This window comes from Virgibacillus pantothenticus (assembly GCF_018075365.1).
In the GTDB taxonomy this organism is placed as follows: Bacteria; Bacillota; Bacilli; order Bacillales; family Amphibacillaceae; genus Virgibacillus; species Virgibacillus pantothenticus.
Genome location: NZ_CP073011.1, coordinates 1735989 through 1754852 on the forward strand (window position 1 = coordinate 1735989; position 18864 = coordinate 1754852).

General features: G+C 39.0%; 17 protein-coding genes. 14 read left to right on the plus strand and 3 right to left on the minus strand.

Features of this window, described 5'->3' with window-relative positions; genetic code table 11:
* The first annotated feature begins 15 nt into the window (after positions 1–15).
* The 9 genes from yqiS to KBP50_RS08250 all read left to right on the plus strand — a co-directional run bounded on the left by yqiS (position 16) and on the right by KBP50_RS08250 (position 10029).
* The gene (yqiS, locus tag KBP50_RS08210; protein WP_050353025.1) at positions 16–930 is read left to right on the plus strand and encodes a phosphate butyryltransferase; all 915 of its coding nucleotides are present in this window, start codon (positions 16–18) and stop codon (positions 928–930) included.
* Between the two features lie 12 nt (positions 931–942).
* Positions 943–2037, plus strand: a complete 1095-nt coding sequence (locus KBP50_RS08215) for a Leu/Phe/Val dehydrogenase (protein ID WP_050353024.1) — start codon at positions 943–945, stop codon at positions 2035–2037.
* 70 nt (positions 2038–2107) lie between these two features.
* Complete coding sequence (buk, locus tag KBP50_RS08220) at positions 2108–3214, plus strand: butyrate kinase (RefSeq protein WP_050353023.1); 1107 nt, start codon at positions 2108–2110, stop codon at positions 3212–3214.
* Positions 3215–3229: 15 nt separating this feature from the next.
* Positions 3230–4651 carry a dihydrolipoyl dehydrogenase gene (lpdA, locus tag KBP50_RS08225; protein WP_050353022.1) on the plus strand — a complete coding sequence of 474 codons (1422 nt, stop codon included), beginning with the start codon at positions 3230–3232 and terminating at the stop codon, positions 4649–4651.
* A gap of 182 nt (positions 4652–4833) precedes the next feature.
* Positions 4834–5826, plus strand: coding sequence for a thiamine pyrophosphate-dependent dehydrogenase E1 component subunit alpha (locus tag KBP50_RS08230; protein WP_050353021.1), 993 nt, complete (start codon positions 4834–4836; stop codon positions 5824–5826).
* A 14-nt stretch (positions 5827–5840) separates the two neighbouring features.
* Positions 5841–6824, plus strand: a complete 984-nt coding sequence (locus KBP50_RS08235; protein ID WP_050353020.1) for an alpha-ketoacid dehydrogenase subunit beta — start codon at positions 5841–5843, stop codon at positions 6822–6824.
* Positions 6825–6846: 22 nt separating this feature from the next.
* Positions 6847–8109 (plus strand): dihydrolipoamide acetyltransferase family protein, encoded by a 1263-nt coding sequence (locus KBP50_RS08240; RefSeq protein ID WP_050353019.1) that lies wholly within the window; start codon positions 6847–6849, stop codon positions 8107–8109.
* A 328-nt stretch (positions 8110–8437) separates the two neighbouring features.
* Complete coding sequence (locus tag KBP50_RS08245; protein ID WP_050353018.1) at positions 8438–8869, plus strand: BrxA/BrxB family bacilliredoxin; 432 nt, start codon at positions 8438–8440, stop codon at positions 8867–8869.
* 182 nt (positions 8870–9051) lie between these two features.
* Entirely contained in the window at positions 9052–10029 is a 978-nt protein-coding gene (locus KBP50_RS08250) for an aromatic acid exporter family protein (RefSeq protein ID WP_050353017.1), read from the plus strand.
* A 105-nt stretch (positions 10030–10134) separates the two neighbouring features.
* On the opposite strand, the gene prli42 is transcribed toward KBP50_RS08250, so the two are convergent.
* A complete protein-coding gene (gene prli42 / locus KBP50_RS08255; protein WP_199690104.1) occupies positions 10135–10242 on the minus strand; it encodes a stressosome-associated protein Prli42 in 108 nt (35 codons plus the stop codon).
* Between the two features lie 367 nt (positions 10243–10609).
* On the opposite strand from prli42, the gene mce reads away from it, so the two are divergent.
* The 5 genes from mce (at position 10610) to KBP50_RS08280 (ending at position 15626) form a co-directional block, all read left to right on the plus strand.
* Entirely contained in the window at positions 10610–11050 is a 441-nt protein-coding gene (gene mce / locus KBP50_RS08260) for a methylmalonyl-CoA epimerase (RefSeq protein ID WP_050353016.1), read from the plus strand.
* Entirely contained in the window at positions 11037–12584 is a 1548-nt protein-coding gene (locus tag KBP50_RS08265; protein ID WP_050353015.1) for an acyl-CoA carboxylase subunit beta, read from the plus strand. Before mce ends, KBP50_RS08265 begins: the two co-directional genes overlap by 14 nt.
* 26 nt (positions 12585–12610) lie before the next feature.
* Positions 12611–13732: a tripeptidase T gene (locus tag KBP50_RS08270; protein WP_050353014.1), complete on the plus strand. Its 1122-nt coding sequence runs from the start codon at positions 12611–12613 to the stop codon at positions 13730–13732.
* A gap of 71 nt (positions 13733–13803) precedes the next feature.
* On the plus strand, positions 13804–15057 hold the full coding sequence (locus KBP50_RS08275; protein ID WP_050353013.1) for a DNA polymerase IV: 1254 nt from the start codon (positions 13804–13806) through the stop codon (positions 15055–15057).
* A gap of 314 nt (positions 15058–15371) precedes the next feature.
* A complete protein-coding gene (locus tag KBP50_RS08280; protein WP_128743493.1) occupies positions 15372–15626 on the plus strand; it encodes a hypothetical protein in 255 nt (84 codons plus the stop codon).
* Positions 15627–16323: 697 nt separating this feature from the next.
* Here KBP50_RS08280 and KBP50_RS08285 read toward each other — a convergent pair.
* A complete protein-coding gene (locus KBP50_RS08285; RefSeq protein WP_050353011.1) occupies positions 16324–17694 on the minus strand; it encodes an aldehyde dehydrogenase in 1371 nt (456 codons plus the stop codon).
* Positions 17695–17707: 13 nt separating this feature from the next.
* The gene (gene rnz / locus KBP50_RS08290) at positions 17708–18625 is read right to left on the minus strand and encodes a ribonuclease Z (RefSeq protein ID WP_050353010.1); all 918 of its coding nucleotides are present in this window, start codon (positions 18623–18625) and stop codon (positions 17708–17710) included.
* Positions 18626–18864 lie beyond the last annotated feature (239 nt).

Genomic DNA, 18864 nt, shown 5'->3' on the forward strand with positions numbered 1-18864 from the left:
GGTTAGGAGGATCATATGGACAGTTTGACAGAATTAAAATTTGCCGCTAAAAAGGAACATAAAAAAGTCGTCTCTGTAGCAAATGCCGAAGACGAGAATATTTTGCAGGTTGTAAAAATTGCCTTGGAAGAAGATTTATGTCAGTTTTTGTTAGTCGGCGATGAATTGAAAATTATGAAGTTAGCGAAACAAATTGGGCTTAATTTGTATAATTGGCGAGAAAAAGTAACCATTAAACATGAAACTGATATAACAAACATAGCGCAATCAGCCATTCGCGCTGTAAAGCAAGAGCAAGCAGATATTGTTATGAAAGGGAAAATACCGACTAAAAAGGTCTTGAAAGCAGTGCTACACAAAGAAAAGGGCTTGCGAACGGGGAAGGTTTTATCTCACGTGGCAGTATTTGAAGTGCCAAGTCAAGAAAAGTTAGTACTATTAACAGATGCAGCTATGAATATTGCTCCAGATATTCAACAAAAGGCAATCATTGTTGAAAACGCAGTGAAAGTAGCACAAAATATTGGTATCAGCCTACCTAAAGTAGCTGCTTTAGCACCAGTAGAAGTAATTAATCCTGCAATGCAATCCACAATTGATGCAGCAGCATTAACACAAATGCAACGCAGAGGACAAATCGAAAACTGTCTTATTGATGGTCCGCTCGCTTTTGACAATGCTGTTTCTAAAGATGCTGCAGTTCAAAAAGGGATTTCATCTGACGTTGCTGGAGATGCAGATATACTCCTTGTCCCTTCCATTGAGGTGGGTAACGCCTTGTACAAATCGTTTGTATATTATGCACAAGCGAAAGTAGCGGCAATTATTAGTGGAGCTAAAGCACCACTTGTATTAACGTCACGAGCTGATCCAATCGAAAGTAAATTACATTCGCTGTCCCTTGCAATTATGACAGCTACAACCAAATAGGAGGGAACTTTAATGGAACTATTTCGTTATATGGAACAAGATGATTATGAACAGGTCGTATTTTGTCAGGATAAGAACTCTGGTTTAAAAGCAATCATTGTCATTCATGATACAACTTTAGGTCCTGCTTTAGGTGGAACAAGAATGTGGACATATGAAACAGAAGAAGCAGCTCTTGAAGATGCGCTTCGGCTAGCTAAAGGAATGACGTATAAAAATGCTGCTGCCGGCTTAAATTTAGGCGGTGGAAAAACAGTTATTATTGGAGATCCGAAAACAGATAAGAATCCAGAAATGTTTCGTGCGTTTGGGCGTTACATTCAAGGACTAAACGGGCGCTATATCACAGCTGAGGATGTTGGAACAACAGTACATGATATGGATCTCATTCATATGGAGACAGATTTTGTAACTGGTATTTCCCCTGAATCAGGCTCTTCTGGAAATCCTTCTCCAGTAACCGGATACGGGGTTTATAAGGGGATGAAGGCAGCTGCTAAGGAAGCATTTGGCGATGATTCATTAACTGGGAAGACGATCGCTGTACAAGGTGTAGGTAACGTCGCATATGCCCTTTGTGAACATCTACATAAAGAAGGAGCACGCTTGGTCGTTACGGACATTAATCAGGCAGCAATACAGCGAGCGGTGGATGATTTCGGTGCCGAATCAGTTGAACCAGATGCGATTTATGATGTAAATTGCGATATTTATGCGCCATGTGCGTTAGGTGCAACGATTAATGACGAGACCATTCCAATAATAAAAGCAAAAGTTATAGCTGGTTCTGCTAACAATCAATTGAAAGAGTCTCGACATGGTGATATGATTCACAAGCGGGGGATTATTTATGCTCCTGATTATGTCATTAATTCTGGTGGGGTGATTAATGTTGCCGATGAACTACAAGGATATAATTATGACCGAGCAATGAAAAAGGTAGAAACCATTTATGACAGCTTACAAAAAGTGTTTGCCATTGCTAAACGTGATCATATTCCTACTTATTTAGCTGCTGATCGGATGGCAGAAGAGAGAATTAAGTCTGAATATCGTTCCAGGAGCCAATTTTTATTAAATAGTCACCATATTTTAAGCAGAAGATAAGCTAACTTCACTATCCGTGGCTTACTTCCCTCACGGATGGTTTCATTATCAAAATGCTTAGTGAAAATACATGGAGGGGCGATGTGTATTGCAGGCTATCTTTAGGACCCTTGTTATCAACCCTGGTTCAACATCGACCAAGATTGGCGTGTTCGATAATGAAGGATGTATATTCGAAAAAACAATTCGACATGCTGTGGAGGAGATACAAGGTTTTCAGTCTATCAGCGAACAGAAAGCTTTTCGAAAAGATGTTATATTGGAGCAACTTGATTATGAAGGAATTAACATTTCCAAGCTGGATGCTGTTTGTGCTCGAGGCGGTTTAATTCGACCTATAGCAGGTGGAACATACGAAGTAAATGAAGCGATGTTAGCTGATTTGGAAATGGGCTATAACGGGCATCATGCTTCAAATTTGGGCGGTATTATTGCAAATGAAATTGCTTCTGCACTCCATATTTCAGCATATATTGTAGACCCGGTCGTAGTGGATGAGCTTGCTGATATAGCACGCTATTCCGGTATACCCGAAATACCTAGAAAAAGTATTTTTCATGCACTTAATCAGAAGGCAGTTGCTCGCCGAGTTGCCAAGCAGTTAGATGGAACGTACGAAGAAATGAACTTCATTGTGACACATATGGGTGGCGGGATAACCATCGGTGCTCATCATCGAGGCAGAGTGATTGATGTGAACAATGGGTTGCATGGAGAAGGACCTTTTTCCCCTGAGAGAGCAGGTACGGTGCCGGTTGGAGATTTAGTTTCAATGTGCTTTTCAGGGCAATATTACTTAGAAGAAGTCATGCGTAAAATTGTCGGTAATGGCGGATTAATGGGCTATTTACAAACGAGTGATGCTACAGAAGTTGAAAAACGAATTGCTTGTGGGGATACATATGCCAAGCAAATTTATGAAGCAATGGCTTATCAAGTCGCTAAAGAAATTGCTGCGATGAGTTCTGTATTACATGGCAATGTGGATGCTATCGTGTTGACGGGCGGCCTAGCATATGGCAAATCTTTTACCGATATGATTATAGATCGAGTGGATTGGATAGCTGATACCGTTGTTTATCCAGGCGAGGATGAGTTGCAAGCTTTAAATGAAGGTGTACTGCGAGTATTACGTGGAGAAGAGCAGCCGAAGGTCTATCCAGGCAAGGCAGGATAAAAAGGAGTGAATAAATTGGCAACAGAATATGATTTAGTCGTACTTGGAGGTGGAACGGGTGGTTACGTAGCTGCAATCCGTGCCTCGCAGCTTGGAATGAAAGTAGCTGTTGTAGAGAAAAGGCAGCTAGGGGGTACATGCTTACATCGAGGTTGTATTCCTTCAAAAGCATTGTTGCGCAGTGCTGAGGTATACAGGCAGACGAAAGAGGCAGCTTTGTTCGGAGTGGAAACTGAATCAACAACGCTAAAATTCCCACTCGTACAAGCGAGAAAGCAGAAAATAGTCGACCAATTGCACCAAGGCGTTAAAGGATTAATGAAAAAAGGAAAAATTGATACGTACTATGGCCATGGTCGTATTTTAGGACCAAGTATATTTTCTCCAATGGCTGGAACCATTTCTATTGAACATGGTAACGATCAAGAGAACACGATGCTTATTCCCAAACATGTATTAATTGCCACTGGATCAGAACCAAAAATATTGCCGGGTTTGGAAGTGGATCATTCCTTTGTGATGACATCAGATGATGCATTGCAATTAACGGAGTTACCAGATTCGATCCTTATTGTCGGTGGGGGCGTCATAGGAATTGAATGGGCATCAATGCTAGCTGATTTTGATGTCGAAGTGACGGTCATCGAATATGCGGAGCACATCTTACCTACCGAAGATGAAGCAGTTTCGAACGAGGTGCAAAAATTGCTGAAGAAAAAAGGAGTTTCGTTCGTAACGAGAGCAAAAGTATTGGCAGATACTATCCAAAAAGACAGTCAGATTACCTTGGAGGCAGAAATAAATGGTAAAAAGCAATCATTTCAAGCAGATAAAATGCTTGTATCTGTAGGGCGAAAGGCGAATATAAGTAATATAGGTCTGGAGAATACGGATATTGTTGTTGACCACGACGTGATTCAAACCAATGCATTTTATCAAACAAAAGAAACACATATCTATGCTATTGGTGATGTTATCGGGGGTATGCAACTTGCCCATGTTGCCTCACATGAAGGTATAGTTGCTGTAGAACATATGGCAGATCAAGCCCCATTGCCTATTGACTATTTGCAAGTACCTTCCTGCATCTACTCGAACCCCGAAGTAGCAAGTGTCGGTTTAACGGAAAAACAAGCGAAAGAACGAGGTTATGACGTAAAAGTAGGAAAATTTCCTTTTCAGGCAATTGGAAAAGCACTTGTTTACGGAGAAACAGATGGTTTTGTGAAAATCGTTGCTGATAAACAAAATGATGATCTGTTAGGTGTTCATATGGTTGGACCTCATGTAACCGATATGATCTCTGAAGCAGGTTTAGCAAAAGTGCTTGATGCTACTCCATGGGAGATTGCGCACTCCATTCATCCACACCCAACCTTAGCCGAGGTGTTTGGTGAAGCAGCACTTGCTGTCGATGGAAATCAAATACATGGATAAAGTGAATCTTCAATCAGTGGGGGTTTTCATTCATCCCCAACTGATTGTTAGATGAACGAATCGGGCATTTAGGTGCTGTTATCTCCCACGTAGACTTGTTGCAGTACAGATTATCCACTCCTGAAGCGGGAGTCTTACAGCACATTATATGCTGGATAAATAATTGAAGGAGGGAACTTTTCATGTCAGAAAAAGACTATCAAGCTTTAGGACTTACAGATGAGCAGGTTTTGGATATTTACCGGACGATGTTGCTTGCCCGAAAAATTGATGAACGAATGTGGTTGCTTAACCGTGCTGGGAAAATTCCATTTGTTATATCCTGTCAAGGACAGGAGGCTGCGCAAGTCGGAGCAGCGTTTGCGCTAAATCGAGAAAAGGATTATGTTGCTCCTTATTATCGTGACATGGGCGTCGTGCTTGCGTTTGGTATGACGACTACAGATTTAATGCTATCTGGCTTTGCTAAAGCGGAGGATCCAAATTCTGGTGGAAGACAAATGCCTGGTCACTTCGGGCAAAAGAAAAATCGGATACTGACAGGCTCTTCGCCAGTAACGACACAGCTTCCACATGCAGTCGGCGTCGCATTAGCTGCCAAAATGAAGCAAGATCCTATTGTTTCGTTTGTAACATTAGGCGAAGGATCATCTAACCAAGGTGATTTTCATGAAGGATTGAATTTTGCAGGAGTACATAAGCTTCCTGTTATTACAATGGTAGAAAACAATCAGTATGCCATTTCTGTCCCTATCGAAAAGCAAATTGCTAGCAAAACGGTTGCTGAGCGAGCACAATCGTATGGAATGCCAGGAGTTACGGTAGATGGAAATGACCCGTTAGCAGTTTATGATGCCGTGAAACAAGCACGTGAACGAGCAATGAACGGAGAAGGTCCGACATTAATAGAAGCTGTTTCCTATCGTCTAACTGCTCATTCCAGCGATGATGATGATCGGTTGTATCGAAATAGTGAAGAAGTAGATGAAGCAAAGAAAAAAGACTCCATCATCACGTTTGCAAAGTATTTAAAGGATGCAGGTGTCTTAACGGATGAATTAGAAAAAGAAATGAATGAAACGATTCAAAAAGAAGTAAATGAAGCAACTGACTATGCTGAAAATGCCCCATATGCTGAACCAGAAGATGCGTTAAAATTTGTTTATGAAAAGTAAGGAGGGGAAATACAATGCCAGTGATGTCTTATATTCAAGCAGTAACTACTGCTTTACGGGAAGAGATGCAACGAGATGAAAATGTGTTTGTTTTAGGAGAAGATGTTGGTAAAAAAGGTGGGGTTTTTCGCGCTACCGATGGTCTATATGAAGAATTTGGCGAAGCAAGAGTGCTGGATACGCCACTTGCAGAATCAGCTATTGCAGGAGTTGGTATAGGTGCGGCAATGTATGGTATGCGTCCTGTTGCGGAAATGCAATTTGCAGACTTTATTATGCCGGCAGTTAATCAGATCATTTCCGAAGCAGCCAAAATTCGCTATCGTTCTAATAATGATTGGCATGTACCGATGACCATTCGTGCTCCTTATGGCGGAGGTGTTCATGGGGCACTTTATCACTCCCAATCGGTGGAGGCAGTATTTGCTAATCAACCAGGATTAAAAATAGTCATGCCTTCTACCCCGTACGATGTGAAGGGCTTATTAAAAGCAGCTATTCGTGACAATGACCCAGTACTCTTTTTTGAACATAAACGAGCATACAGGTTATTGAAGGGGGAAGTACCAGCAGAGGATTATGTTCTACCAATTGGCAAAGCTGATATAAAGCGAGAAGGTTCCGACATCACCGTCATTACATACGGTCTTTGCGTCCACTTTGCTCTACAGGCAGCAGAAAAGCTAGCTGAAGAAGGAATTAGTGCTCACATTTTAGACCTGCGAACAGTGTATCCTTTAGATCAAGAAGCAATTATTGAAGCGGCGAAAAAAACTGGAAAAGTACTTTTAATTACAGAAGATAACAAAGAAGGAAGTATTATTGGCGAAGTAGCGGCAATCATTGCTGAGCATTGTTTATTTGATTTGGACGCACCTGTACAACGGCTGGCAGGTCCAGACGTTCCTTCTATGCCATATGCACCAACAATGGAGAAGTTCTTTATGATGAATCCGGATAAAGTAGAAAAAGCAATGCGTGAATTAGCGGAATTTTAATTTGCTGTTAGGAGGTCAAACAATGGCGATAGAAAAAATCAAGATGCCACAGCTTGGTGAAAGTGTTACGGAAGGCACCGTGAGTTCTTGGCTCGTTCAGGTTGGAGATGAAGTGAATAAGTATGATCCGATTGCGGAAGTTCTTACAGATAAAGTCAATGCAGAAGTCCCGTCCTCTTATAGTGGAACAATAAAAGAATTAGTTGCTAAAGAAGGGGACACCATTGAAGTAGGCGAATTAATGTGTTATATCGATACAGGTGGTGAGGCTGAAGCAGTAGAAGAAGAAAGACAGCTTGTATCAGAAAAAACAGAACAGGAGGAAGCAAAACCTGCTACCGATCAGTCGATGAAAAAGCGTTACTCTCCTGCAGTATTACGTCTTGCTCAAGAACATGATATTAATCTAGAACAGGTAACAGGTACCGGTAAATCGGGAAGAATTACTAGAAAAGATGTGGAAAAAATCATTGCTTCTGGGAAAATTCCTGCACCAAGTAAAGAGCAGCCCGATTCTAAAGCGGAAGAACAAGTATCTCAACAGCCTGCAAAACCTTCTGCTGCACCAAAACCAGATACGTATCCTGGCGATGTCGAAATTCCTGTCACCGGAGTACGAAAAGCCATTGCGCAAAATATGGTACGCTCCACACAAGAAATACCGCATGCTTGGATGACAGTGGAAGTAGATGTAACGGATCTGGTAACGTATCGAAATGCGATAAAAGATGACTTTAAAGCAAAAGAAGGCTACGGGTTGACCTTTTTCGCCTTTTTTGTGAAAGCTGTAGCACAAGCGTTAAAAGAATTTCCGCAACTTAACAGTACATGGGCAGAGGACAAAATTATCCAACGTAAAGAAGTGAATATATCTATAGCGGTAGCAAAAGAGCAAGAGCTGTTTGTACCTGTTATCCATCATGCTGACGATAAAAGCATTAAAGGGATAGCAAAGCAAATTCATGAATTAGCTGTCAAAGCGCGAACAGGTAAACTAACGGCGGATGATATGAAAGGCGGCACATTTACGGTTAATAATACTGGGTCATTTGGCTCCATTCATTCTATGGGAGTTATCAATTACCCACAAGCGGCTATTTTACAAGTGGAGTCGATTGTCAAACGTCCAATGATTGTCAATAATATGTTCGCTGCAAGAGATATGGTTAATTTATCATTATCTTTAGATCATCGAATTTTAGATGGATTAATTTGCGGTCAATTTTTAGCTCGTGTGAAAGCTATTTTAGAACAAATGAACGCACAAACGGTCAATGTTTATTAAAAAGGTTTTGTAAACAGGCGTATAACCCTGTTGTTTCTAGAGGTAAATACATCGGAAACAGTAATGTAATTGACATTGTTAGTAGATAAATCGATAGATGGCTGTCGTCTTACGATTACAGCTGAATGATCAACAAGCAATGCATTTCATTCTAGGCTTAAAAGAAAGCCTATTTAGAAGATAGTTACGACAGGAGCGTCATATAACGCATGTCATCATAAGAAAGATACTTTAACTAGCAAATGTATTTAATTGAAATATTGCTTTGATACTGGTATTCTAACAACAAGGTTATAAAGTATCATTATAATAAGGGGTTTGATTTTTCATGGATTTTAACATATTTATGAATGATGTGGTCAATGCTGCAAGAGAAGATATAAGAGAAGCAGGTTATGAAGAACTTACCACTCCAGAAGCTGTTGATGAAGCTTTGTCTCGCAAAGGAACAACTCTAGTTATGATTAATTCGGTTTGTGGGTGTGCTGGTGGTATTGCTAGACCTGCTGCTGCTAATGCAGTTCATTATGATAAACGTCCAGATCATTTAGTTACAGTGTTTGCTGGTCAAGATAAGGAAGCTACAGAAAGAGCAAGAACGTACTTTGAAGGATACCCACCATCCTCACCTTCCTTTGCTTTTCTGAAAGACGGAAAAATCGTCACGATGTTGGAGCGTCATGATATTGAAGGTCATAATGCGATTGATGTGATTGGGAACTTGCAACAAATTTTTGAAGAACATTGTGAAGAAGTTTAAGGTTAATGATAAAGTAAGAAAGGGCTGGCTGTCACTATATATAGGTCAGCCTATTTTTACGTTACGAAAGACCGAACATCTCAAAAAAAACGGCTAGAAGTTGATCAACTAGCAACCAAATGAATGAACTTCCAACCATGAGGGAAAGACAGTTATGAATTATTTTTAAAGGAGAATGACACTTGAAGATTGGGTATCGAACGATAAAAACAGCTATCGGAACACCAATCGCTATTTGGATTGCACAATTGTTAGGAGTTACCAATTTCGTTTCTGCAGGTATTTTAACGATTTTATGCATTCAACCATCAAGAAAGCAATCTTTTTTAAGCGCTTGGAACAGGTTTTTAGCCTGTATCATTGCATCTGTTTTTTCCATTGCTTTCTTCTATTTTATTGGTTATCATCCAATCGTGGTTGGTTTGTTATTAATGGTTTTTATTCCGGTAACTGTACTTCTTAAAATTACGCAAGGTATTGCTACTAGCACTGTGATTATTTTAAATTTATATGGAGCGCACTATTTAGATTTCGATTTTTTAGTGGACCAATTCTTATTAATTGTTGTCGGAATTGGAACAGGACTTGTCATGAATTTATATATGCCAAGTTTAGATCGCAAATTAAAGGAAAAACAACAAGAATTGGAGAAAAATTTTCAATTTGTTTTGTATGAAATTGCGCTTTATGTCCGAAATAAAAATATTGATTGGGATGGCAAAGAAATAACGAGAATTGGAGAGATCTTAGAAGAGGCAAATGATTTAGTAGAGCGGGATAAGGAAAATCACCTATTACGAAGCAAGCATATCTATCGTGACTATTTCAAAATGCGTACTCGGCAGTTTGAATTGTTGCAACGGATGTTGCCTTTAGTTACAAGACTGCCTAAAAAAGATACTATTTCAGAAAAAATCGCCAACTTTTTTGAATCTCTATCGGAGGCTGTGCATCCAGGAAATACAGCTATCATCTATCTAGAAAAATTAGAAAACCTACGTAAGGAGTTTGATGAGGAAGATCTCCCTTGCTCCAAAGAGGAATTCGAGACAAGAGCTAATTTGTTTCGGCTGCTGCATGACATTGAAGATTATTTAATTGTAAAATTGAAATATAAAGAAAGCGATATTGTAAGAAAAAAGAAGGAGATGGAGAGTTAATACAATATTAAACAGACAGTAAACAACAAGCACCCGCTTAGAAATAGAAATCATTTTTTCTGTTTCTAAGTGGGTGCTTTGGTTTTCTTTTAGATTTAAAAAGAACTAAATAAACAACGCCAGTCCTGCCGTCAAAGTAGAAAGAAGCATTGCAATAATCATAATATATACAACAATTTTAGTTCTGCGTTGGCGCTTTGATTGTCGAGACATATAGATCCCCCTTACATTCATTCAATTTATCATAAAGATGGTTTACTCAGGCTCATTAATATGAAATATAACATGGATTAAAAAAAGTGTAATATAACACGCAAGCTTCGTTTAGTTTGAAAATGGAGCAAACATTGCTAAACACTTTTTTACAAAAACACATGTAAAAAACATCATGTTCCAGTGCTATTCTTAAATCGAACAACTATAGCATGTTATGGAATTATATATGTTCTGGTAATAGCTTTATTTTACCTTGAAACCAGCAATTGGACAAGAGTTAGAAGTGTTATTTTTATAAAACGAGGTCTGTTTAAAGGAATTGACAAATATGCATGATATATAAGCTAGTTGGAGGGGGAAGATGATGAACGAACGTTTATCGATATCCAAAAAAATTGCGCATATTGGCATTGCTGTCCGTTCTATTCAAGAGGTCTTGCCTTTTTACACAGAAGTTCTTGGGTTACAGGTTGTAAGACAGGAAACAATGGAAAAAGAGGGCGTATTGGTTGCTTTTTTACCAATTGGTGAATGTTTTCTGGAATTAATGGAACCATTGGATAAGCATTCTCCTGTTTTTAACTATATTGAGAAACATGGAGAAGGTCTCCATCATGTAGCATTAGAAGTAGAGCAGTTGCATCAGCAAATCAAAATATGGGAACGAAGCAACGTTCCATTACTAAATAAATATCCAAGAAAAGGAGCATGGGGAAAGCACGTTGCTTTCATCCATCCAGTTGCAGCGCATGGCGTTCTGTTTGAATTTTGCGAGAGGCAGGCAAATAGAGATGGACATGTATGATAAGTTAAACGAGTTATACGAAAAACGACGCAGGTCAAAGCTCGGTGGGGGAGAGCAGCGAATCGTTCAACAGCATACAAAAGGAAAATTGACTGCCCGTGAACGTATTTCCTATTTGTTGGATGCAGAAACATTTGTTGAACTATATCCGTTTATAACACAACGTCCTATTAAAAATGGAGAATTAATAGTAAACCATGCATATGGTGACGGAGTTGTTACAGGTTATGGTAAAATAGATGGAGAGCCCGTTTATATTTATGCTCAAGATTTTACTGTTATGGGTGGGACGCTTGGCGAAATGCATGGCAAAAAAATTGCTGCAGTGTTAGATTTAGCTGCCCAAAATAACAGCCCGTTTCTTGGATTGATTGATTCAGGCGGAGCCCGCATTCAGGAAGGTGTAGCAGCCTTAGATGGCTATGGGCAAATTTTTCGCCGTAATGTTCGCTATTCAGGCGTTATACCGCAAATTTCTGTCATCTTAGGACCAAGTGCAGGTGGAGCTGTATATTCGCCAGCGATTACAGATTTTGTGATTATGGTTCAAGATACATCACAAATGTTCATTACTGGTCCGAAAATTATTGAACAGGTTACAGGAGAAAAAATCACTGCGGAACGACTCGGCGGGGCTTTCATTCACAATACCAAAAGCGGTAATGCGCATTTCATTGCCAAAACGGAAAAAGAAGCACTGGATATAGTTCGCCGCTTAATTCCCTATATGCCGTCAGCACAAGGGCGTTCCTCTGTCTTACCGTTTCATTATGATTCTGCTAAAGAAAATGATTTAATGAAAATTGTACCTGTTGAAAGTAAAACTTCTTACGATGTCAAGCAAGTCATTCAATCCATCGTAGATCAATCTAGTTTTCTTGAAGTGCATGCCCAGTTTGCCAAGAATATTGTCGTTGGGTTCGTACGTATTGGGGGGAAAAAGGTTGGGATTGTTGCAAATCAGCCGAGATATTTAGCAGGTAGTTTGGATTTAGATGCAAGTGATAAAGCTGCTCGGTTTATTCGTTTTTGCGATGCATTCCAAATCCCGGTCGTAACATTGGTTGACGTAACTGGGTTCTTTCCTGGAGTAAACCAAGAACATCAAGGTATTATTAGACATGGAGCCAAATTACTTTACGCTTACGCAGAAGCTACCGTAGCTAAAATAACCATCATTTTGCGTAAAGCCTATGGGGGAGCATATGTTGCGTTAAGCAGCAAGTCCATTGGTGCTGATATTGTTTTTGCATGGCCAAACGCAGAAATTGCTGTGATGGGCGCAGAAGGTGCAGTGTCCATATTGTATACCAAGGAACTAACAGAAAGTAAAGATCCAATTTCACTGATGAAGGAAAAAATTTCTACATATAAGAAACGCTTTGCTACACCTTATGAAGCTGCAGAATTAGGTTTAGTCGATGATGTGATTGATCCAAGAGAAACGAGAGGAAAAATAATCGCGGCATTGGAGATGCTAAAGTATAAGCATGTGGTGTCTCCCGTAAAAAAACATGGGAATATCCCATTGTGATAAAGAAATGAAAGAGGATGATTTACGTGGTTAATGAACAACGTTTGGTAGATGAATTTTTAGAACTCGTACAAATCGATTCGGAAACAGGGAATGAAGAACAAATAGCGTCAGTATTAAAGAACAAATTTGAAGCGTTGGGCCTTGAAGTAATTGAAGATAATAGTAAACCAACTACAGGTCACGGTGCAGGAAACTTAATTTGTAACTGGAAAGGGGATCTTTCGAGCGCTGAAACCATTTACTTCACCTCACATATGGATACGGTCGTACCAGGAAAAAACATCAAACCGATCATTAAAGATGGATGGATTACCTCAGACGGCTCAACCATTCTAGGTGCTGATGATAAGGCTGGTTTAGCGGCTATTCTGGAAACAATTCGCGTCATCAACGAACAAAATATCAGTCATGGAGATATCCAATTTATTATAACTGTTGGAGAAGAGTCTGGACTAGTAGGCGCAAAAGCTCTAGATACTTCTTTACTTCATGCTAGCTATGGCTATGCACTAGACAGTAATGGAGATGTTGGGGACATCATTGTTGCAGCACCCACACAAGCAAAGCTTTATGCGATTATTAAAGGAAAAACCGCTCATGCTGGTGTCGCACCAGAAAAAGGAATTTCGGCAATTACATTAGCTGCAAAAGCGATTGCTAAGATGCCATTAGGCAGAATTGACGAGGAAACAACTGCTAATATTGGCCGCTTTGAAGGTGGAAAACAAACGAATATTGTAGCTGACCATGTGGAAATACTTGCAGAGGCAAGATCGCTTGTTCCAGAAAAAATGGAAGCACAAGTTGCAAAAATGAAGCAAGCATTTGAGAGCACTGCTAAAGAATTTGGTGGTGCTGCGGAAGTTACAGTTAAAGTGATGTATCCTGGGTTTAAGCAGCAAGCAGGAGATAAAGTAGTAGAAGTTGCTAAAAAGGCAGCTCAAGTAATCGGTAAAAAAAGTCAATTACTGCAAAGCGGTGGAGGCAGTGATGCTAATGTACTCTCCGGACACGGTATACCTACAGTAAATTTAGCTGTCGGCTATGAAGAAATTCATACAACAAATGAACGAATAAAAGTGGAGGACTTAGTGAAGGTTACGGAACTTGTTACAGCTATTATTCAAGAGGCAGCTAAAAACTAATGGTCAGCCTCTCTAAGTACGATTTGCTTAGAGGGGCTTATTTTAAATTACTTCATAAAGGAGTAATCTAGATGAATGAAGCAGTGCATAAACAAAGAAGAATTATTTTTCATGTAGATATGAATAGCTTTTATGCTTCTGTTGAAATGGCTTATAATCCAAATCTTAAAGGTAAGCCTCTAGCCATTGCCGGTAATCCAGAAGAAAGGAAAGGGATCGTTGTAACGAGCAGTTATGAAGCTCGTGCCAAAGGAGTTAAAACAACGATGAATGTGTGGCAAGCCAAAAAATTATGCCCAGAGTTAATGGTCATGCGCCCTAATTTTCCCCGTTATCGCGCAGCATCGAAAGCAGTGTTTAAAATATTTTCTGAGTATACCCCCCTTGTTCAGCCTGTATCTATCGATGAAGGGTATATGGATGTTACGGAAATGGCAAAGGAAGTACATGCAGTTGATTTGGCAAGAGAATTGCAGCAGCGAGTATTAACAGAACTCGATTTGCCGTGCAGTATCGGCATTGCTCCAAATAAATTTCTTGCTAAAATGGCTTCAGATATGAAAAAGCCATTTGGACTTACTATACTAAGGAAGCGAGAATTACCGACTAAATTATGGCCACTTCCGATTGGCGATATGTATGGTGTTGGTGAAAAAACAGCAGCAAAGCTAAATGCAACAGGCATTTATACGATTGGTGATTTGGCAAAAAAAGATGTATACCACTTAAAACAACTTCTTGGTATTAATGGAGAACGTTTACATAATAGGGCAAACGGCATTGACAATCGACCGGTCGATCCCGATGCCATTTATGATTTCAAAAGCATTGGTAATTCGAAAACATTGCCTCACGATACGACCGATGATAAGGAAATATATACATTGTTACAAGAGCTAGCAAGTAAAGTAGAGCAACGAATGAAACGAAAACGAACTGTTGGCAGAAGTGTGCAGCTAATGATTCGATACCACGATCGTCGTACGATTACGAGAAGCAAAAAGCTTCGTTATTATTTGCATGATAAAAAAGATATTCTGTTAGAAGCTAATGATCTACTGCAAAAACATTGGAATTTGGAGCCAATTCGCTTATTAGGAATTACGGTAGGGGATTTAGAAGAGCAGCAACTGCTTGCCAAACAGCTTGACTTATTCACATATGAAAATGAAGCAGAGAAAGAGAAGTTATACGAAGCAATTGAGCACTTATCCAGTAAATACGGAAAAAATCCATTTATTCGATTAGAAGATGACGTTTCTGAAGGAGCACAACAACCGACGACAAGCTTCCAAAAGGATTTTCTAGATGATTTTAAAAGCTAAAGGCAAGACAATTATCCTTAATCAGGTACTGCAAGACTTATCCCTCTTTTAGGGTTGGATAATCTATACCGTAAACAAAGTCTACGTTGGACATAATAGTCAACCTAATGCCAGATTCGTTCCTCTAACAATCAGTGGGGATAATGAACGACTCCCTCATTGATTGAAGCTTCATTTTATTTTTATAAATCGCTGTTTTTTTACAATAAAGAGAAATATACTATTAAAATTTAAGCATTACAATACGCAAAGGGGGAGGGCAAGTGAACAAAATATGGAAAGTTATAACTTGTTTTTCACTTTCTATTATAGGGATGATGATTATCTATTATAGCGGAACATATTTCTTAATACACACAAACGAAATTTCATCTGTAGAAATAGTAGACAAATACTCCGAAGAGAATGAATTTTACGTTTCAGTGAAGACAGAAGAGAATAAAATCGTTGATATTCGAGTAGAAAATAGAACAACATGGGATTTAATTGAATTAAAAGAAACTTATCAAATGACATATTCTTGGCACGGTAATCAAAAGCCAAAACTAGATAAAATTACGAAGAATTAGATCAAATTCAAGTCAAAATATACGCAACGGTTTTTGACTATTTTTTCATTTTTTGTACGCTATGGTAAATTGGATACTCCGTCCCACGATGGACAGAAACTGATAAACAGCTTTCATAGGGAAGATATAGATGGAAGTAGTACGGTTTAATTCAAGGGAATTAATATTGGGAGGATGAAAATAAAAAATATTTTTCTAAAATTAGTAGCGGATTTTGTTTATAGGTTACTATATTATTATTATGTAAACTTGAAGTGAATTTAAAATTGGATAATATTCACTTTGGAAAATGCATGGAAGATTATAATTGCGAAAGCTTATCTATACTATAATTAATAAACAAAGGCGCGGGGCGCCCAGCAACTATGCGACTTTAGAAATGCGCCCTACGATAAGTCATCATCGGTTCGTCGCTAAGAGGAAGGCCGACTAAAAACAGACTTGCCGCTCAGGCGCCGGCATACCCCTGTTTTTAGTGGCATGATTCCTAAATCTTTAGTTGATTTGTTCCATTCGCTACGTTGCTAAACGGGCGCCCCCACAGGTTTGTAACACTAGATGTGCCGAATCTTCGGGAGGATACATAGAGTGACCAATGGAATTTACCGGAAAGTCGCGGAGTTTACAGGAAAGTCGCTAGAGTTCACAATTTATCCAATAACTTCAAGCAAGAACTTCCTTTGTTCCTTCATGCCTATTACTTCATAATTTTTTTCAAAATGGTCTCCGATAATTTACTACCTGGATAACGAAATGGGACATCAAATTTAGTTGATTGTTTCATGATACTTTTTTTGTGAGAAAATGTATTAAAGCTGTATTTACCATGATAAGCTCCCATTCCACTTTCACCGACACCCCCAAAAGGAAGATGCGGATTGGCTAAATGAAAAACAGTATCGTTAATACTGCCGCCACCAAAGGAGAGATATTGCATAACCTGTTGTTGTGTGTTCCCGTTTTCACCGAAGTAGTATAAAGCTAACGGTTTTTCTTGTTTCCGAATCACACTAACAGCCTCTTCGATTTCATCAAAAGTTAAAACAGGCAGGATAGGTCCGAAGATTTCCTCCTGCATAACAGGATCTTCCCATGTGATTTTATCAAGAATAGTCGGCTCTATTTTTAATGTTAGCGGATCTGTTAAGCCGCCATGTACAATCGACCCATTTACCAGATAGTTTGATAAGCGATTAAAATGTTTTTCGTTAATAATTCGAATATAATCCTTATTGGATAGAGGATTACGACCATAAAAGCTGCGAATGTATTTTTTCATAGCTTTGAGTAATTTAAATTTTACTTTTTCGTGTACATATAAATAATCTGGTGCTACACAAGTTTGTCCGGCGTTCGTAAATTTTCCCCATACAATTCTTTTTGCAGCAAGATTAATATTAGCATCTTTATCTACAATAACAGGGCTTTTCCCACCGAGTTCTAAAGTAACTGGTGTAAGATGCTTACTAGCTTCTCTCATAATTATCCTTCCAACTGCTGTGCTTCCAGTAAAAAAGATATAATCAAACCGTTGCTGTAATAATTCCTGTGCGGTTTCCTTTTCCCCTTCGACAACGGTTAAATAAGACGGGTCAAAATAAGTTTCAGTAAGCTTTTTTAATAAGGCTGAAGTTGCTTTAGCTTCTTCTGACGGTTTAATGACGACACAATTACCAGCTGCCAGTGCACCGATTGCTGGTGCAAGTGCTAGCTGTAATGGATAGTTCCAAGGTGAAATGACCAAACAAACTCCGAGAGGTTCTTTGATTATATAATTTTTCGTACCTTTATGGGTAATCGGTGCGGATACTTTAATCGGCTCCATCCAATTTTGCAATTGTTTTAGCGTATGGTCGATTTCCATGAATAAAAAGCCTAATTCAGTCGTTAGTGTTTCGTGTTTTGATTTATTTAAATCAGTCTTTAATGCTTGATAGATGCTTGCTTCATTTTCCTTTAACATTGATTTTAATTTTTGTAGCTGTTGCTTACGAACTGTATAATCCATCGTATTTCCATTAAGAAAAAACGTTCGCTGGTTAGCAACAAGTTGTGCTATGTTCGTCAATGAAAGCCCTCCTCTACGTAATGGTAAATCTGGAAAAATCGTTGGCTAATTCTGTATTCGGAAATATTTCTCGGGCTTCCTGTAACAGCTGTTCATTTGCTTCTTGCTGGTAACGGGAAGAAATATGCGTCAAAATGAGATGTTTACAATTACTTTCACTCGCTAATTGTGCTGCTTCTAACGTAGTAGAATGGAAGTAACGGTGTGCAAGATTTTGTTTATCTTTTCCAAAGGTCGCTTCATGAATAAGTATATCGGCATTTTGAGCCAAGCGTATGTGGTCTTTAGAAAATCGAGTATCACCAATCAGAGAAATAATTTTTCCTCTGTTTGGCTCCCCCAACACATCTTTTCGGTAGATAGTCCCTATGTGAGGTATGGTGACATGGTCGTTTTCTTTAATTTCCTGATAGATGGGGCCTGGTTCAATTCCTCTATCCTTTAGTTTATTAACGAGTAATTCTCCTGGCTTATCTTTTTCAACGACGCGATAGCCAAAGCACGGAATTCCGTGTTCTAATAATTGAACAAAAACTTGAAACTGCCCTGCCTCAATGACCATTTGATCGGTTACTTCCACGAAAGATATGGCATAAGCTAAATGTGTTTCGCTCAAAGCCAAGCTCGTTTCGACATATTGTTTTAATCCCTTTGGACCATAGATGGTTAACGGCGTGTCTCCTCCTTGAAAAGAGCGACTACTTAGAAAACCAGGTAAGCCATAGATATGATCGCCATGCATATGTGTAATAAATATTTTATTTATCTTACGTGGCTTCAGGCTTGTATGCAAAATTTGATGCTGTGTTGCTTCCCCACAATCAAACAACCAAATACTATTCTGTTCTTGTAATAACGATAACGCTATAGCTGAAACGTTTCTTTCTTTGGAGGGAACTCCAGCTCCAGTACCAAGAAAAATCAATTCCATCGTTATCCCTCCATTCCATGTACAAATAACTAATTAGCTATTATGTTTATTATACTTCATTCGTGATAGCTTTTGTTTAGAACAGTATCCTTCTCAATATAAATTTAGGTAATGACTATTAAAAGCATACCCAAAAAGAAAATAACAAGGACTAAGGTCTTAAGTTCCCTTGAAAAAGAAAAACACTTTTGCTGCGTGTGCCGTAACATCGTGGTGCCTAAGTTCGAGGCGTTGAAGTT

Bases quoted from the DNA above. Each gene is read 5' to 3' on its own strand.
- yqiS (WP_050353025.1), top strand. From the start codon at position 16: ATGGACAGTTTGACAGAATTAAAATTTGCCGCTAAAAAGGAACATAAA.
- KBP50_RS08215 (WP_050353024.1), top strand. From the start codon at position 943: ATGGAACTATTTCGTTATATGGAACAAGATGATTATGAACAGGTCGTA.
- buk (WP_050353023.1), top strand. From the start codon at position 2,108: ATGGAGGGGCGATGTGTATTGCAGGCTATCTTTAGGACCCTTGTTATC.
- KBP50_RS08230 (WP_050353021.1), top strand. From the start codon at position 4,834: ATGTCAGAAAAAGACTATCAAGCTTTAGGACTTACAGATGAGCAGGTT.
- KBP50_RS08235 (WP_050353020.1), top strand. From the start codon at position 5,841: ATGCCAGTGATGTCTTATATTCAAGCAGTAACTACTGCTTTACGGGAA.
- KBP50_RS08240 (WP_050353019.1), top strand. From the start codon at position 6,847: ATGGCGATAGAAAAAATCAAGATGCCACAGCTTGGTGAAAGTGTTACG.
- KBP50_RS08245 (WP_050353018.1), top strand. From the start codon at position 8,438: ATGGATTTTAACATATTTATGAATGATGTGGTCAATGCTGCAAGAGAA.
- prli42 (WP_199690104.1), bottom strand. From the start codon at position 10,242: ATGTCTCGACAATCAAAGCGCCAACGCAGAACTAAAATTGTTGTATAT.
- mce (WP_050353016.1), top strand. From the start codon at position 10,610: ATGAACGAACGTTTATCGATATCCAAAAAAATTGCGCATATTGGCATT.
- KBP50_RS08265 (WP_050353015.1), top strand. From the start codon at position 11,037: ATGGACATGTATGATAAGTTAAACGAGTTATACGAAAAACGACGCAGG.
- KBP50_RS08275 (WP_050353013.1), top strand. From the start codon at position 13,804: ATGAATGAAGCAGTGCATAAACAAAGAAGAATTATTTTTCATGTAGAT.
- KBP50_RS08280 (WP_128743493.1), top strand. From the start codon at position 15,372: ATGATGATTATCTATTATAGCGGAACATATTTCTTAATACACACAAAC.
- rnz (WP_050353010.1), bottom strand. From the start codon at position 18,625: ATGGAATTGATTTTTCTTGGTACTGGAGCTGGAGTTCCCTCCAAAGAA.